The following is a 14658-nucleotide window of genomic DNA, read 5'->3' as shown; positions in this document are numbered from 1 at the left end:
GAGGGGGTGGCAAACGCTACAGTCGCGGCATGCTGATCGGGTACGCACGCGTCTCCACCATCGAGCAAGATCTGACCGTCCAGCGGGATGCGCTGATGGCGCTCGGGGTCGAGGAACGGAACATCCACGTCGACCACGGACTGACCGGCACGAACCGTGCTCGGCCGGGCCTGCGGGAGGCCCTCGCCGCGTGTCGCGAAGGCGACACTCTCGTGGTGTCGAAGCTCGACCGGCTCGCTCGCTCCCTGCCGGACGCCCGCGACATCGCCGACGAGCTCGCTGCGAAGGGCGTGCGTCTGAGCCTCGGCGGAAGCCTCTACGACCCGACAGACCCCGTTGGTAGGTTGTTGTTCAACGTGCTCGGCATGGTCGCTGAGTTCGAAGCTGACCTCATCCGAGCCCGCACGCGCGAGGGGATGGCCGTCGCTCGCGCGAAAGGCCGGCTTCGTGGGAAACAGCCCAAGCTCTCGCCGACGCAAGAAGCGCACCTGGTCAGCTTGCACCATGCGGGCGCACACACCTCGGGTGAGCTCGCGGAGTTGTTCGGCGTCGCGCGGTCAACGGTTTACCGCGCGCTCGAGCGAGCCGCCCAGCGCGATCTGATCAACGCCAAATAGGCACGAGTGCGCCCCGCCTTTCGTTCACTACTCGATTTCATCGTCGCGATCGCGCCCGTCACCACCGGCAACGTCCGCGCCACCCGCAGGGCCTTCGCCCCTACCTGCTTGACGGCGCACCGCTCGCAATCATCCAGCTCATCGCTGCCTCCAAGTGACGTCCATAGAGGCCAGCGCCGATAATCACCTCGAGCGGCACATGCCTCCACCCACGCCATCAGCATCAACGGCTCAGCGCCCGCCACCTTCACTCGCTATGGGGCTTGCCGGCAAATATGCCCGCGGTCAGATGACGTCCTTGAAAGCGTTCTTCGGGAACAAGTCGAAGTTCGACTGCCAGGCACCCTTGTCGTCGACGTGCCACGCCTCGTTCTCTATAGCCCAAATGAACCAGCGGAGCTTCTCGGCGACGGTCACGATGGGGTAGTTCAGCACCGACTGCGTGACGTCGTCCACGAGCACAGGAGAGTCGGGGATACGGGTGTTGCTGGTTTCGATGACGGCACTCACCGAGGAGGCCGCGAAGGTCACCCAGCGACTGAACACGTAGCGATCTGCGTCGCCGCTGTTCCGGTTGAGGAGTGAACTGTTGGCGTGATCGATGGAGCGATCGAGGTCCATGAAGTCCCAGGCCGCGCCGATCCGACGGGGCGTTTCGGGCGACGGTCGAGGGCCGATTCCGTTATGCCAAGACCAAATCGCTTTGACGTCCTCGCTGAGGGTGAATCCATGGCGTTGTTCGACATCGTCAATCTGCCCCAGTGAGAGCCCTGGTCGCAAGTACTCGACAGCGATGGAGCCCCGTTCGCGGGCGAGCTGCTCATATTGTTCAAGCAGGCCGCTGACTTCGTCGAAGGCCACGGCTTAGTTGCCATTGCAGATCGCGAGCGTCGGCAACGGCGACGCGGCGGGAGGCAGCGGGATCGCCAGGAATTGCCGCTCGCCGACGGGCTTCGCGGTCAACTTGCATGCGGCGAGGAAGGAGCTGTAAAGCGTCCCCTGGAACGAGTTTTGACCGCTATCGATGACTTTCAGGCTCGGCGCGGGTACGGCGAGCTGCCCGCCCTGCTCGCTCGAGTAGAAGGGGTACTCATCGCAACTGGTTCCTTCGGCCGGGTCCGCGGACGCACAGCGCGGATCCCCGGTGTACCAGCTCCTCGGAGAAGGATTTTCCGTGCTCGGGCGATAGTCCAGCTTCACCCACGAAGGCGTCTGCTGTAGCGCTTCGAGGTCGTGGTTGGTCGCTTGGGGAACGTCGGATTGACCCGAGGCGAAGATCGGCAACGTGCGGCACGTCTTGTATGGGTCGCCGAAAGTGCCGGCGAATGCAACGAGCGCGTAGCACTGCTTGAGAGCTGTTTTCGCGGCTTCGTCGCCGAGACCGTTCTGGGTGCCGAACTGCGGTGCCGACTTGGGCAGGCGCCACAGAGGCGGAAGCGTTTCCGGCACTGGCGGCGAGGAGCGCGGACCACGGTCCGTGCCGTCGACCCAGTCTGGGACGGTTGCAGGAGACGTGCCGTCACCGACGAAGTACGCAGCGAGCATCGCCAGCTGCTCGGCGCCGCCGGCAGTGCGGATTGCGAGGAGGACCGACCGGACGGTAGCGCCGGGCGCGGCGGCAGCGGCCTGACATGCGAGGGTTTGGTCGCTCACGCTCGAGCGAGCGTTACGCGTGCCCGGTTGGAAAAGCGTTGCCTCGCAGATTTTGTTGAGCGCCACTCCAGCCATCAGCGCCGCGAGCGCCTCCACGTCGAGGCTGGAGTTGAGGTCGTTCACAATGAAGCCAGCCGTGGGAGGCGCGTAGCCGGGCTGCGGAGAGGCTGCGCCCACCGAGCCGGCATTACGTCCGTTGAAAGTGCCGCTGCTGGAAAACGAGTAGAGCGTTCCGTTTCGGATGTCCTGTGCAGTGGCGCGGTATTGCTTCCCGGTGCCTTCGATCCAGATTTCGTAGGCGACGTTGGCGGCGGGAGACCATCCTTGCTTTCGCAGCTCCGCCTGCGTCACCCCCTCGTAGGAGGCTCTTGGGGAGTAGAGGTTGTAGAACGTCATGGCGTTCACCATGTTCCGCAAGCTCGACAGCGCGACGGGGTCGTAGATCGAAGCGGCCTTCGCGGGGCTGACTGGGCTCAGTAGGGTGATCGCCATCAAGGCTGTGATGAGTAGTGCGCCGAACCGCTTCACGTGATCCCCAGTCTTTGAGTGATGAATGATCAAAGACTGCACGGGCGGAGAACGTTCTGCCTACCCCACTTCGGGGGGGCTTGCGCTCGCTGCTTAGTGGTGCGGATCGGGTTGTCGTGGAAAATCTCCTCGAGAGAGTGCCCCCAGGGTGACAGCGCCGAGGGAGCTGGACTGATCCGTCACCAGCGGTTGGACCGGATGCGGGCGGCGTAGTCATTGACCGTTTCGAGAGCGGCGATCGCCCGTGTCTCGTCTCCTCCGAAAAGCCCGCCGAGCAATGGTGTCCATCCCGCTCCGTGAGCGCGCGCTTCGTTCAGCATCGGTCAAGTCCCAGGTAGTGGATGCTCCTATTGCTGTCAAGCGGCGCGCGGTGGGCGGAGCCGAGCCAGCGCGAGGGTGGCGCGTTGCTCGAGTTCGGGGTCGGCGCGGGTGCCGATTTCAAGTCGGCGGAGCCGCTGATAGGGGACTCCGAGAGAGGCGGCGAGCACGCTGATCGGAACGCCGATCTCCTGTCGTCTGGCTCGTAGTTCGCGTCCGACCGGATTGTCGGTGGCGGGGCTGAGCAGGATTGCGTAGATCTCGTTCGCGATGTGGCGTTTCAGGCAGCGCATGATGTCACGGTCGGTGAGCTGCTCGGCGCGGCGCCGTTCGAAATAGGCCATGGTGCGCGGCTCCCGGTGTCGCATACGCAGCAGCACGATCCGGTGCAGGGCGGCGTTCGCGTGCCGGTTCCCGCCGCGAGAGAGTCGGTGCCGGGTGCGCTGCCCGGACGAGGCGGGGATCGGGGCGACGCCGGCCAGAGCGGCGAAGCTGGCCCGGGTGGCGAGGCGTTCGGGGTTGTCGCCAGCGGCGACCAGCAACGTCGCGGCAGTGACCGGACCGACCCCGCTGAGCGACAGCAGAGCGGGGTTCACCTGCCGAATCAGGGCGTCCAGTTGTTGCTCGATGAGGTCGATCTCCGCCTGCATGGTGAGGTAGCGGACGGCCAGCCTCCGCAACGTCTGACGGGCAACGACTTCCGGATCAGCCGACGCGCTCGTGCCGGGGCGGGTCTTTGCGAGCGCGCGGATCAGTCGTTGCCCGCTGAGGGCGCGGAACGCCTGCCGGACCAGCTCGGGTGCGGTGATCAGCAGTGCGTGGATCTGGTTCATCGCCTGCGCCCGAGCCTTTGCCGCGGAGCGGCGCTCCCCGAGAAGGATCCGCATGGACTCGACAGCACCATCACCGGTCTTCGGAATCGCAGTGTTCGTGTCTGCCAGAACCGTCACTGCGGCCTGGTGCGCGTCCAACGGGTCGGACTTGCCCCGGAGCCTCCGAGCTCGCCGATCCTGCCTGGCGACTTCGACGACGCTCACTCCGGCCGCGGTCAGTGCCCGCGTGAGGCCAGCACCGTATGAGCCGGTGCCTTCCACGCCGACTCGATCGACTTCGCCGTGTTCACGGAGGAACGCGATGATCTGCGCGTAGCCGCGGCCGTCGGCGCGGAACTCACGATCCGCGACGGGCCTTCCGACGTGATCGAGGATCGCGACGTGATGCGTGTTCTTGTGCGTGTCGACTCCCGCGACCAGCCCGCCCGCCGATGAGAACAGGTTGGCCGGAGAAGGAGCGACTGTCATGCTCGTCATAGACGGGATTCCCTTCCAACGGTGATGAACGTCACCGCGGGTCGGGTAGGGGCAGACGGCACAAAGGCGAGACGACTTCCCGGTCAGGCTCCTATCAAGTCATGTTCCTGCCCGGCCCGCAGCGACCCCGGCGTCGACGGACAGATCCACAAAAAGACAGCCGCGAACGGCGTCCGTGTAATTTCGGGTCACGCCGGCGCCGGAGCCGAATCCATCATCTCTGTGTAGCGCGGTCCTTCGAAGTGATGGGTTAAGCGCTGAGTTCGAGGACGGTGTCGGTAGTCACCTCGTTTCCGGTGTCGGGCACGAGGCTCAGACGGGACTTGGCGAGGATGTCGAGGCCGAGGTAGCGGCGTCCTTCGGCCCATTCGTCGGTCTGCTCGGCCAGGACCGCGCCGACGAGGCGGACGATCGCGTCGCGATTGGGGAAGATGCCGACACTGTCGGTGCGGCGGCGGATCTCTCGGTTCAGGCGCTCGTTGGGGTTGTTGGACCAGATCTGCTGCCAGAGCCCCTCGGGGAACTGCGTGAACGCGAGGATGTCCGCTCTCGCGGCGTCGAGGTGCTCGTGCGCGTCGGGCAGCTTGCCGTCGACGTAGTCCAGGAGTCGGTCGAACTGGGCGTGGACGGAGGCTGCGTCGGGCTGGTCGTAGACGGAGTGCAGCATCGCCTTCACCGCCGGCCACATGCTCTTCGGGCACACGGACATCAGGTTCGCGGCGTAGTGCGTCCTGCATCGTTGCCAGCTCGCGCCGGGCAGGTTCGCGGCGATCGCCTCCACGAGGCCTTGGTGGGCGTCGGAGGTGACCAGACGAACCCCGCCCAGGCCGCGTGCGACGAGATCGGCGAAGAACGAGTTCCAGGCCGCCCCTGTTTCGGAGGTGGCGACCCGCAGGCCGAGGACTTCGCGGCGTCCGTCGGCGTTGACGCCGGTCGCGATCAGCACCACGGCGTTGATCACCCTGCCGCCTTCACGCACTTTCATGGTCAGCGCGTCAGCGGCAACGAAGGTGAACGGTCCGGCATCACCAAGAGGGCGGTGGCGGAACTGCTCGACGTGCTCGTCGAGATCGGCGGCCATGCGCGAGACCTGCGACTTGGACAGCGAGTGGATGCCGAGGGTCTTCACCAGCTTGTCCATCCGCCGCGTGCTGACGCCTGCGAGGTAGCAGTCGGCGATCACGGTGATCAAGGCCGCCTCGGAGCGCTTGCGACGCTCCATGAGCCACTCCGGGAAATACGTGCCCGATCGCAGTTTCGGGATCGCGACATCGATCGTGCCAGCCCTGGTGTCGAGATCGCGGTGGCGGTAGCCGTTGCGGTGGGTGAGGCGGTCAGGGGACGGCTGTCCCCATTCGGCGCCGACCACGGCGTCGGCGTCGGCGGACAGGAGGGCGTTGATCATCGTTTGCAGCAGGTGTCGCATCAAATCCGGGGAAGCGTCGGCAAGGGCTTCACCGAGCACCGTTGCAGGGTCGACAATGTGGGGAGCGGTCATCGTGTTGATGCCTTTCGAGTTGGGGTAAGAGACTTCTCGAAGGATCACACGGTGACCGCGTTCACGTCAGCAACGACGTGCGCGACCACCGTGGGTTACACAGAGATGATGGATTCGGCTCCGGCGCCGGCGTGACCCGAAATTACACGGACGCCGTTCGCGGCTGTCTTTTTGTGGATCTGTCCGTCGACGCCGGGGTCGCTGCGGGCCGGGCAGGAACATGACTTGATAGGAGCCTGACCGGGAAGTCGTCTCGCCTTTGTGCCGTCTGCCCCTACCCGACCCGCGGTGACGTTCATCACCGTTGGAAGGGAATCCCGTCTATGACGAGCATGACAGTCGCTCCTTCTCCGGCCAACCTGTTCTCATCGGCGGGCGGGCTGGTCGCGGGAGTCGACACGCACAAGAACACGCATCACGTCGCGATCCTCGATCACGTCGGAAGGCCCGTCGCGGATCGTGAGTTCCGCGCCGACGGCCGCGGCTACGCGCAGATCATCGCGTTCCTCCGTGAACACGGCGAAGTCGATCGAGTCGGCGTGGAAGGCACCGGCTCATACGGTGCTGGCCTCACGCGGGCACTGACCGCGGCCGGAGTGAGCGTCGTCGAAGTCGCCAGGCAGGATCGGCGAGCTCGGAGGCTCCGGGGCAAGTCCGACCCGTTGGACGCGCACCAGGCCGCAGTGACGGTTCTGGCAGACACGAACACTGCGATTCCGAAGACCGGTGATGGTGCTGTCGAGTCCATGCGGATCCTTCTCGGGGAGCGCCGCTCCGCGGCAAAGGCTCGGGCGCAGGCGATGAACCAGATCCACGCACTGCTGATCACCGCACCCGAGCTGGTCCGGCAGGCGTTCCGCGCCCTCAGCGGGCAACGACTGATCCGCGCGCTCGCAAAGACCCGCCCCGGCACGAGCGCGTCGGCTGATCCGGAAGTCGTTGCCCGTCAGACGTTGCGGAGGCTGGCCGTCCGCTACCTCACCATGCAGGCGGAGATCGACCTCATCGAGCAACAACTGGACGCCCTGATTCGGCAGGTGAACCCCGCTCTGCTGTCGCTCAGCGGGGTCGGTCCGGTCACTGCCGCGACGTTGCTGGTCGCCGCTGGCGACAACCCCGAACGCCTCGCCACCCGGGCCAGCTTCGCCGCTCTGGCCGGCGTCGCCCCGATCCCCGCCTCGTCCGGGCAGCGCACCCGGCACCGACTCTCTCGCGGCGGGAACCGGCACGCGAACGCCGCCCTGCACCGGATCGTGCTGCTGCGTATGCGACACCGGGAGCCGCGCACCATGGCCTATTTCGAACGGCGCCGCGCCGAGCAGCTCACCGACCGTGACATCATGCGCTGCCTGAAACGCCACATCGCGAACGAGATCTACGCAATCCTGCTCAGCCCCGCCACCGACAATCCGGTCGGACGCGAACTACGAGCCAGACGACAGGAGATCGGCGTTCCGATCAGCGTGCTCGCCGCCTCTCTCGGAGTCCCCTATCAGCGGCTCCGCCGACTTGAAATCGGCACCCGCGCCGACCCCGAACTCGAGCAACGCGCCACCCTCGCGCTGGCTCGGCTCCGCCCACCGCGCGCCGCTTGACAGCAATAGGAGCATCCACTATGCGGGGCTCCGCTTGACCGCGTTCGCGCGGACGCCGTGCTCGCGCCAGCGGCGGTCGGCCTCGACCGCGAAGAGCGCATTCGCGGTCTTCGACTGGCCGTAAGCGACACCCGCGTCATACGGTCGGCGCTCGAAGTGCGGATCGTCGAAGAGCACCGGCGAGGCGCCGTGTCCGCTCGAGCTGAGGCTGACGATGCGCGCCTCGCCCCGTTCGACCGCGGCCGCGGCGAGCGCCGCCCACAGGCCGAGGGCGAGCCGGAAGTGCCCGAGGTGGTTGATGGCGAACTGGGATTCCCAGCCCTCGGGGGTGCGGGCGAGGGGCGGAGCCATGACGCCGGCGTTGAGCAAGAGGGCGTCGAGCGGGCCCTCCGACTCGGCGACGAGGCGTGCGATCGAGCCGGAGTCGGCGAGATCGAGCAGCAACACGGCGACGGCCGAGCCGGTCGCGCGCTCGATCGAGGCCACGGCGAGCATCCCGTCGTCGTGCGATCGGCTCGTGATCGTCACGCGCGCGCCCGCCGCGGCGAGCGCCTGCGCGGTCGCCAGGCCGATTCCCGACGAGCCGCCGGTCACGAGCATCGAACGCCCGGTGAGGTCGACGCCGGTGAGCACCTCGGCGGCCGTCGTGCGCTCGCCGAACGGGGTGACGACGCGATCGGGACGCACGTTCATGCCGCGCGGGTCGAGCTGATGCCGCCGTCGACGTCGAGCACGACGCCGTGCACCATCGCCGCATCGTCGGAGGCGAGGAAGACCACGGCGTTCGCGATGTCGACCGGGCGCACCGGGCGGCCCGCGGGGGTTCCGGCGGTCATGGCGTCGAGCACCTCGCCGGCCGAGGCGTTGCCGGGCGTGCGCGTGACGCCGGGCGCGACGGCGTTGACGCGCACGCCGCGCGGCCCGAACTCGGCCGCCCACGAGCGGGTGAGCTGCTCGTCGGCCGCCTTCGTCGCCGAGTAAAGGGCGGCGAAGGGGTTGCCGACCCGCGCCATCCACGAGCCGATCATGATGATCGCGCCTGAGCCGCGCTCGGCCATGGCCGGGGCGAGGGCGGCGACGAGCACGTGCGGGGCGCGCACGTTGACGGCGAGCATGGCGTCGAGGTCGTCGTCGGCGAGCTCGGGCGTCGTCGGGGCGGGGTAGATGCCGGCGTTGTTGACGAGGATGTCGATGCGGCCGCCGAGCGCCGCGTACGCCGATGCGGCGACGGCGCGCAGTTCGGTCGGGCTCGCCGCGAGGTCGATCGGGACGAAGTGGGCGCGGCCGCCCTCGGCGATGATGCCCTCGACGACGAGCGAGCCGCGCTGAGCATCCCGCCCGGCGACACCGACGATGGCGCCTTCCGCGGCGAGCGCACGGGCGATGGATGCGCCGATGCCGCTCGTGGCCCCGGTGACGAGGGCGGTGCGGTCGGCGAGGCGGAGGGGACGGTCGGCGGTCGTGGAGGTCATGGGTCGAGACTCGTCGGCGACCGGCCGCCGCACCAGGCCTCGGTCAACCAGGGCACGGCAGGGCCAGGCGCGCACCACGGAGCCCGCCTAGGGTGAGCCCATGCCCGCCCCCGACGCCGCCGCCTCCGACGCCGCCGCCCTCGGCGCGTTTCTGCGCTCGCGCCGCGACGGCATCACGCCCGCGCAGGCCGGCATCACGGCGTTCCCCGGTCCGCGGCGCGTGCCGGGCCTGCGCAAGGAGGAGCTCGCGATGCTCGCGGGCGTCAGCGCCGACTACTACAGCCGCATCGAGCAGGGCCGGCAGACCGCCGTCTCGAACGAGGTGCTGGATGCTCTCGCCCGCGCCCTTCGTCTCGACGAGGTCGAGCGCGCCCACCTGCGCGACCTCGCCGCCCCGCCCTCGCGCGCCGGCGGCGGCCGCATCGCGCCGCAGCAGGCCGACGCGAGCCTGCTGCGCCTCATGACGACGTTGGATGCCGTGCCGGTGATGCTGCTCGGCGAGCGTCTCGAGGTGCTCGCCCGCAACGCGCTGCTCGAGGCCGTCCTCGGCCCCCTCCCCCTGGGCTCCTCGCTCGCCCGCTGGGTGCTGCTCGACCCCGCTGCACGCGAGCGCCTCGTCGAGTGGGAGCGCTTCGCCGAGTACACCGTGGCCGCCCTGCGCCGCGACATCGCCCGGCACCCGCGGGATGCGCGACTGCGGGCGCTCGTGCGGCAGCTGCGCGAATCCGACGCGCAGGTCGACGCCTGGTGGAACGACCACGGCGTGCGTGAGTACGCCTCCGCGCAGAAGATCATCCGGCACCCCATCGCCGGCGAGCTGCGCTTCGGCCTGGAGATGGTCTCGCCGCCGCTCGACCCCGATCAGCGCCTCATCGTCTACACGGTCGAACCGGGGTCGGCGACGGAGGCGCTGCTGCCGACGATCCGGGCCTGGGGCGCGGAGGCGGCGGACTCGGCGCCGGCCCATGACTCAGCTCAGCCGGCGAGCCGGGCGCAGTCGATGCAGAGCGCGGCGGCGGGAGCGCGGCGCGGCGCCCCCGAGTGCTGCTCAGACGACCCCGAACGCGAGCATGGCGTCGGCGACACGGGTGAATCCGGCGATGTTGGCGCCCGCAACGTAGCTGCCTGGTGAGCCGTACGTCTCCGCCGTGGTGAGGCAACGCTCGTGCACGCCGCGCATGATGCCCGCGAGCCGCGCTTCGGTGTAGTCGAAGGGCCACGCGTCGCGCGAGGCGTTCTGCTGCATCTCGAGCGCGCTCGTGGCGACGCCTCCCGCATTGGCCGCCTTGCCCGGGGCGAACCGCAGGCCGTGCTCGGCGAACAGGCGGATCGCGCCCGGCGTGCACGGCATGTTCGCCCCCTCGGCGACCACGGTGCATCCGTTGCGGATCAGCGCACCCGCCGACGCCTCGTCCAGCTCGTTCTGCGTCGCGCAGGGCAGGGCCACGTCGCAGGCCACGTCCCAGATCGAGCCGTCAGCGATGTAGCGCGATCCGGGCCTGGCCTCCGGGTACTCGCTGATCCGACCGCGTCGGCCGTTCTTGATCTCCTTCACCAGGTCGAGGTCGATGCCCTGATCGTCGACCACGTACCCGCCCGAGTCCGAGCAGGCGACCACGGTGCCGCCCAGCTGGGTGATCTTCTCGATCGCGTGGATGGCGACGTTGCCCGATCCCGACACGACCACGCGCATCCCGTCGAGCGATCCGCCCTGGGCGGCGAGCATCTCCTGGACGAAGAAGACGAGCCCGTACCCGGTCGCCTCCGTCCTGACCTGCGAGCCGCCCCAGCTGAGGCCCTTGCCGGTGAGCGTTCCCGACTCGTAGCGGTTCGTGATCCGCTTGTACTGCCCGAAGAGGTAGCCCAGCTCGCGCCCGCCGACACCGATGTCCCCGGCGGGGACGTCCGTGTACTCGCCCATATGGCGGTACAGCTCCGTCATGAGCGACTGGCAGAAGCGCATCACCTCAGCGTCGGAACGACCCTTCGGATCGAAGTCCGACCCGCCCTTCGCGCCGCCGATCGGCAGCCCGGTGAGGGCGTTCTTGAAGATCTGCTCGAACCCGAGGAACTTGACGATGCCGAGGTTGACGCTCGGGTGGAACCGGAGGCCGCCCTTGTAGGGGCCGAGCGCCGAATTGAACTCGACCCGGAACCCGCGGTTGACCTGCACGCGCCCGCGGTCATCCACCCAGGGGATGCGGAAGATGATCTGGCGCTCGGGCTCGCAGAGCATCCGCAGCACCTCCGCGTCGGCGTACTCGGGATGCATGGCCACGACCGGACCGAGGCTCTCCAGTACTTCGCGCGCAGCCTGGTGGAATTCGCGCTCTCCGGGATTCCGCGCGAGCAGCTCGTCGAAGAGCGGCGACAGGGAATCGTGCAGTTCTGGCATGACGGAAAGGACCTTCTCGACGGTGGGGAGAGGAGAGCCCAGAGTGGTTCTCCTCCGCCGACGCTAGCGCGTCGGGGCCCCGGAGCGGCGCACGGGCTCCGGCCCCGTGCGGGAGTGCGATCCGTGCGGGAGTGGGCTAATCTGGAGGTTTACCCTCTCCGCCCGGCCCGTGCCCGGCCCGCACCCCTCAGGACGCCCCCATGACCACCGCATCTTCCGACATCCTCTGGCTCACCCCGGCGGCGCGCGCACGCCTGCAGGAGGAGCTCGACGCGATCACGCGACCCGGTGCGCCGACGATGCCGACCGTCGAGCGGCGCGTGCACGAGCTGAAGGATCTGCTGCGCCGCTCCGAGGTCTCGTCGAAGCCGGACGACGGCCTGGTGGAGCCCGGCATGGTCGTGAGCATCCGGCTCGACGGCGACGAGGAGGAGACCGTCTTCCTCCTCGCCCAGCGGGAGATCGCGGCCGTAGACCTCGACATCGAGGTCTACTCGCCCACCTCCCCGCTCGGCACGGCCATCATCGGCAGCTACCCCGGCGAAGCGTTCAGCTACGTCAGCCCGGTCGGCGCCACCGTCCGCGGCTCGGTCATCTCGGCCACGCCGTACATCCCGTCCTGAGCGGCTCTGCTGCCCGGCTCGGGCCGGCTCAGCCGGCGAGCCGGGCGCAGTCGATGCAGAGCGCGGCCGCGGGTCGGGCATCCAGTCGCGCCGGATCGATCGCGCGCCCGCAGCGGCGGCAGACGCCGTAGTCGCCGCTCGCCACTCGCGCGAGGGCCGCGTCGAGCTCGTCGAGCTCGCGCACAGCCGCGTCGAGCAGACCCGACGACTGCGACCAGAGCTGCGACATCGTGGCGCCCTCGGGGTCGTGCTCGTCGTCGTCGGAGTTCTCGCCGCGCGCGGTGCGGACGGCACCGAGCTCGGCGCGCAGGCGCTCGACGCGAGCAGCGGCCTCGGCGCGACGGCGCGCGAGGGCGTCGCCCCGCTCGGACCGCCCGCTGGCATCGCTCATGGCCCCATCCTGCCGGAGGGGTTCCGCTCGACGTCGGCGAGGGCCAGGCTGGCATTCAGGTGCCCGATGCGGGCGACCGACGAGGAGGAGTCGACGATGACGCACTGGATGATCTCGTTCCCGAGCGGGGAGATGCGTTTCGAGGAGCACGAGTTCGAGGATGTGGTGCGCGAGTCGCACCAGGTCGTGCACGACATGAAGGCGGCCGGCGTGTACCTCACGGCCGGCGGCGTCGACGAGAGCGTGCCGCCCGTGCGGGTCTCGGCCGACGGCGTCGAGACGCCCGGCACCTACCCGCAGACGGCGCGTCTCGAGGGCGGCTACACGATCATCGACGTGCCGACGCGCGAGGAGGCCGTGGCCTGGGCCGCGCGCATCGCCGCGGCGTGCCGCTGCGATCAGGAGCTGCGGGCGTTCCAGGACGACCCGGACGCGTAGGCCCCGGCGCGATGCGCGATTAGCGTGCCGCGGCGACCTCGCCGAGCGCGCCGGTGAGCGCGCCGACCGCCCCGGGGACGAGCGAGAAGTACGCCCAGCTGCCGCGCTTCTCGCGCGCGAGCAGCCCCGCCTCGACGAGCACGCGCAGGTGGTGCGAGACGGTCGGCTGGCTGAGCCCGACCGGGTCGGTGAGGTCGCAGACGCACACGGCGCCGTCTGTGCTCGCGGCGACGATCGACAGCAGCCGCAGCCGGGAGGGGTCGGCCACGGCCTTGAGCGTGCGGGCCAGCGACTGCGCGGACTCGGCGTCAAGCGGCGGCGCGGCGGTGCTCATGCGCCCACTGTACCCCGCATATTGACAAGCGTCGATATGCAGGAGCAGACTCGGCCCATCGACCTTCATCGATGCCCCTGCGACCCCGGAGAACCCCATGACCCGCACCGATCCCCTGCCCGCCGCCCTCGCCGAGCTGCCGGTCGCGATCATCGGCGCCGGGCCGATCGGTCTCGCGGCGGCCGCGCAGCTGCACGAGCGCGGCATCGAGGCGATCGTGCTCGAGGCGGGCGACTCCGCCGGCGCGGCGGTGCAGCAGTGGGCCCACGCGCGCCTGTTCTCGAGCTGGGAGCACCTCGTCGACCCCGCGGCGGCTCGATTGCTCGATCGGGCGGGGTGGGATGCTCCGGCCGCCGCCCGTCTGCCCACGGGCCGCGAGCTCGTCGACGCTTACCTCGCGCCGCTCGCCGCCACCGCCGAGCTGGCGCCGAGCATCCACTACCGCTCAGCGGTCATCGCCGTCACGCGGGAGCGCGCGGACCGCACCCGCACCGCCCGCCGCGACCGCACGCCGTTCGTGCTGCGCGTGCAGACCGAGACCGGCGTCGAGGAGCGGCGCGCCCGCGCCGTCATCGACGCCTCGGGCACCTGGGGCACGCCGAACCCGCTCGGCTCGAACGGGCTCGACCCGCTCGGCATCGAGACGGTCGCCGAGAACCTGCACGGCGCCCTGCCCGACGTGCTCGGCGCCGATCGGGCCCGCTTCGCCGGCCGCCGCACCCTCGTCGTCGGCGCCGGACACTCGGCGGCGAGCACCCTGATCGCGCTCGCGACCCTCGCCCGCGAGACCGGCGCCGGTTCGGTGACGTGGGCGATCCGCGGCAGCAGGCCGACCCGCGTCTCGGGCGCGGCCGACGACGAGCTCGCCGAGCGCGGACAGCTCGGCTCGCGCGTGCACGAGCTCGTGCGCAGCGGAGCCATCACCCTCGTCGACCGCTTCGAGATCGATCGGCTCGCCCGCGCCGCCGACGGCGCCGTCGAGGTGTCGGGTGTGCAGCGCCGCGAGCGCGCACGACTCGACGCCGACGAGGTCGTCGTCGCCACCGGGTTCCGGCCCGAGCTCGGCATGCTGCGCGAGCTGCGGCTCGACCTCGACGAGATCGTCGAGGCGCCGCGCGCGCTCGCGCCGCTCATCGACCCCAACCTGCACTCGTGCGGCACCGTCTACCCGCATGGCGTCGCCGAGCTCGCGCACCCCGAGCAGGACTTCTACATCGCGGGCATGAAGTCGTACGGCCGCGCTCCCACCTTCCTGCTGCTCACCGGCTACGAGCAGGTGCGCTCCATCGCCGACGAGCTGGCGGGGGATGCCGCCGCGGCGCGCCACGTCGAGCTCGTACTGCCCGAGACGGGCGTCTGCTCGACCGACATCGGCTCGGCCTCGACCTCGGGCGGCTGCTGCGCGGTCGAGCCCGCGGCCGGGATTCCGGCCGAGGCAGTCGCCGCCGCGGACGGGCGCTCGCTGCTGCCGCTCGCCGGGCGCTGA

General features: G+C 69.6%; 15 protein-coding genes. 6 read left to right on the top strand and 9 right to left on the bottom strand.

Annotated features, from left to right (window positions below; genetic code table 11):
• Positions 1-29 precede the first annotated feature (29 nt).
• Positions 30-617: a recombinase family protein gene (locus HGB54_RS02635; protein WP_168915077.1), complete on the top strand. Its 588-nt coding sequence runs from the start codon at positions 30-32 to the stop codon at positions 615-617.
• A 285-nt stretch (positions 618-902) separates the two neighbouring features.
• Here the strand turns inward: HGB54_RS02635 and HGB54_RS02630 are convergent, their stop codons facing one another.
• From HGB54_RS02630 to HGB54_RS02615, 4 genes are all read right to left on the bottom strand, one after another.
• On the bottom strand, positions 903-1478 hold the full coding sequence (locus HGB54_RS02630) for an SMI1/KNR4 family protein (protein ID WP_168915076.1): 576 nt from the start codon (positions 1476-1478) through the stop codon (positions 903-905).
• Between the two features lie 3 nt (positions 1479-1481).
• Positions 1482-2798, bottom strand: a complete 1317-nt coding sequence (locus tag HGB54_RS02625) for a NucA/NucB deoxyribonuclease domain-containing protein (protein ID WP_168915075.1) — start codon at positions 2796-2798, stop codon at positions 1482-1484.
• Between the two features lie 356 nt (positions 2799-3154).
• Positions 3155-4426 (bottom strand): IS110 family RNA-guided transposase, encoded by a 1272-nt coding sequence (locus tag HGB54_RS02620; RefSeq protein WP_228545902.1) that lies wholly within the window; start codon positions 4424-4426, stop codon positions 3155-3157.
• Between the two features lie 250 nt (positions 4427-4676).
• Positions 4677-5924 (bottom strand): IS256 family transposase, encoded by a 1248-nt coding sequence (locus tag HGB54_RS02615; RefSeq protein ID WP_168915074.1) that lies wholly within the window; start codon positions 5922-5924, stop codon positions 4677-4679.
• Between the two features lie 323 nt (positions 5925-6247).
• Between HGB54_RS02615 and HGB54_RS02610 the strand changes: the two genes are divergently transcribed.
• A complete protein-coding gene (locus tag HGB54_RS02610; protein WP_228545902.1) occupies positions 6248-7519 on the top strand; it encodes an IS110 family RNA-guided transposase in 1272 nt (423 codons plus the stop codon).
• An 18-nt stretch (positions 7520-7537) separates the two neighbouring features.
• Here the strand turns inward: HGB54_RS02610 and HGB54_RS02605 are convergent, their stop codons facing one another.
• On the bottom strand, positions 7538-8212 hold the full coding sequence (locus HGB54_RS02605) for an SDR family NAD(P)-dependent oxidoreductase (RefSeq protein ID WP_168915073.1): 675 nt from the start codon (positions 8210-8212) through the stop codon (positions 7538-7540).
• Positions 8209-8991 carry an SDR family NAD(P)-dependent oxidoreductase gene (locus HGB54_RS02600; protein ID WP_168915072.1) on the bottom strand — a complete coding sequence of 261 codons (783 nt, stop codon included), beginning with the start codon at positions 8989-8991 and terminating at the stop codon, positions 8209-8211. The genes HGB54_RS02605 and HGB54_RS02600 overlap by 4 nt, the downstream gene beginning before the upstream one ends.
• A 100-nt stretch (positions 8992-9091) precedes the next feature.
• Here HGB54_RS02600 and HGB54_RS02595 point away from each other — a divergent pair, with 100 nt between their 5' ends.
• Complete coding sequence (locus HGB54_RS02595; protein WP_168915071.1) at positions 9092-10123, top strand: helix-turn-helix transcriptional regulator; 1032 nt, start codon at positions 9092-9094, stop codon at positions 10121-10123.
• On the opposite strand, the gene gdhA is transcribed toward HGB54_RS02595, so the two are convergent.
• Positions 10040-11386 carry an NADP-specific glutamate dehydrogenase gene (gene gdhA, locus HGB54_RS02590; RefSeq protein ID WP_168915070.1) on the bottom strand — a complete coding sequence of 449 codons (1347 nt, stop codon included), beginning with the start codon at positions 11384-11386 and terminating at the stop codon, positions 10040-10042. The genes HGB54_RS02595 and gdhA overlap by 84 nt on opposite strands.
• A gap of 200 nt (positions 11387-11586) precedes the next feature.
• On the opposite strand from gdhA, the gene HGB54_RS02585 reads away from it, so the two are divergent.
• Positions 11587-12009, top strand: a complete 423-nt coding sequence (locus HGB54_RS02585; RefSeq protein WP_168915069.1) for a GreA/GreB family elongation factor — start codon at positions 11587-11589, stop codon at positions 12007-12009.
• Between the two features lie 28 nt (positions 12010-12037).
• On the opposite strand, the gene HGB54_RS02580 is transcribed toward HGB54_RS02585, so the two are convergent.
• Complete coding sequence (locus HGB54_RS02580; protein ID WP_168915068.1) at positions 12038-12400, bottom strand: TraR/DksA family transcriptional regulator; 363 nt, start codon at positions 12398-12400, stop codon at positions 12038-12040.
• Between the two features lie 66 nt (positions 12401-12466).
• Between HGB54_RS02580 and HGB54_RS02575 the strand changes: the two genes are divergently transcribed.
• The gene (locus HGB54_RS02575; RefSeq protein ID WP_323740677.1) at positions 12467-12838 is read left to right on the top strand and encodes a YciI family protein; all 372 of its coding nucleotides are present in this window, start codon (positions 12467-12469) and stop codon (positions 12836-12838) included.
• 19 nt (positions 12839-12857) lie between these two features.
• Here HGB54_RS02575 and HGB54_RS02570 read toward each other — a convergent pair whose 3' ends face one another.
• On the bottom strand, positions 12858-13172 hold the full coding sequence (locus HGB54_RS02570; protein WP_228545901.1) for an ArsR/SmtB family transcription factor: 315 nt from the start codon (positions 13170-13172) through the stop codon (positions 12858-12860).
• Positions 13173-13269: 97 nt separating this feature from the next.
• On the opposite strand from HGB54_RS02570, the gene HGB54_RS02565 reads away from it, so the two are divergent.
• The gene (locus HGB54_RS02565; RefSeq protein ID WP_168915066.1) at positions 13270-14658 is read left to right on the top strand and encodes an NAD(P)-binding domain-containing protein; all 1389 of its coding nucleotides are present in this window, start codon (positions 13270-13272) and stop codon (positions 14656-14658) included.

The organism is Microcella flavibacter, assembly GCF_012530535.1.
GTDB lineage: Bacteria > Actinomycetota > Actinomycetes > Actinomycetales > Microbacteriaceae > Microcella > Microcella flavibacter.
Note: the sequence above shows the minus strand (reverse complement) of the source record. Positions and strands in the feature narration are given on the sequence as shown.

Coding starts and splice junctions, on each gene's coding strand:
- HGB54_RS02635 (WP_168915077.1), top strand. CDS start 30: ATGCTGATCGGGTACGCACGCGTCTCCACCATCGAGCAAGATCTGACC.
- HGB54_RS02620 (WP_228545902.1), bottom strand. CDS start 4,426: ATGACGAGCATGACAGTCGCTCCTTCTCCGGCCAACCTGTTCTCATCG.
- HGB54_RS02615 (WP_168915074.1), bottom strand. CDS start 5,924: ATGACCGCTCCCCACATTGTCGACCCTGCAACGGTGCTCGGTGAAGCC.
- HGB54_RS02610 (WP_228545902.1), top strand. CDS start 6,248: ATGACGAGCATGACAGTCGCTCCTTCTCCGGCCAACCTGTTCTCATCG.
- HGB54_RS02605 (WP_168915073.1), bottom strand. CDS start 8,212: ATGAACGTGCGTCCCGATCGCGTCGTCACCCCGTTCGGCGAGCGCACG.
- HGB54_RS02600 (WP_168915072.1), bottom strand. CDS start 8,991: ATGACCTCCACGACCGCCGACCGTCCCCTCCGCCTCGCCGACCGCACC.
- HGB54_RS02595 (WP_168915071.1), top strand. CDS start 9,092: ATGCCCGCCCCCGACGCCGCCGCCTCCGACGCCGCCGCCCTCGGCGCG.
- gdhA (WP_168915070.1), bottom strand. CDS start 11,386: ATGCCAGAACTGCACGATTCCCTGTCGCCGCTCTTCGACGAGCTGCTC.
- HGB54_RS02585 (WP_168915069.1), top strand. CDS start 11,587: ATGACCACCGCATCTTCCGACATCCTCTGGCTCACCCCGGCGGCGCGC.
- HGB54_RS02580 (WP_168915068.1), bottom strand. CDS start 12,400: ATGAGCGATGCCAGCGGGCGGTCCGAGCGGGGCGACGCCCTCGCGCGC.
- HGB54_RS02575 (WP_323740677.1), top strand. CDS start 12,467: ATGCGGGCGACCGACGAGGAGGAGTCGACGATGACGCACTGGATGATC.
- HGB54_RS02570 (WP_228545901.1), bottom strand. CDS start 13,172: ATGAGCACCGCCGCGCCGCCGCTTGACGCCGAGTCCGCGCAGTCGCTG.
- HGB54_RS02565 (WP_168915066.1), top strand. CDS start 13,270: ATGACCCGCACCGATCCCCTGCCCGCCGCCCTCGCCGAGCTGCCGGTC.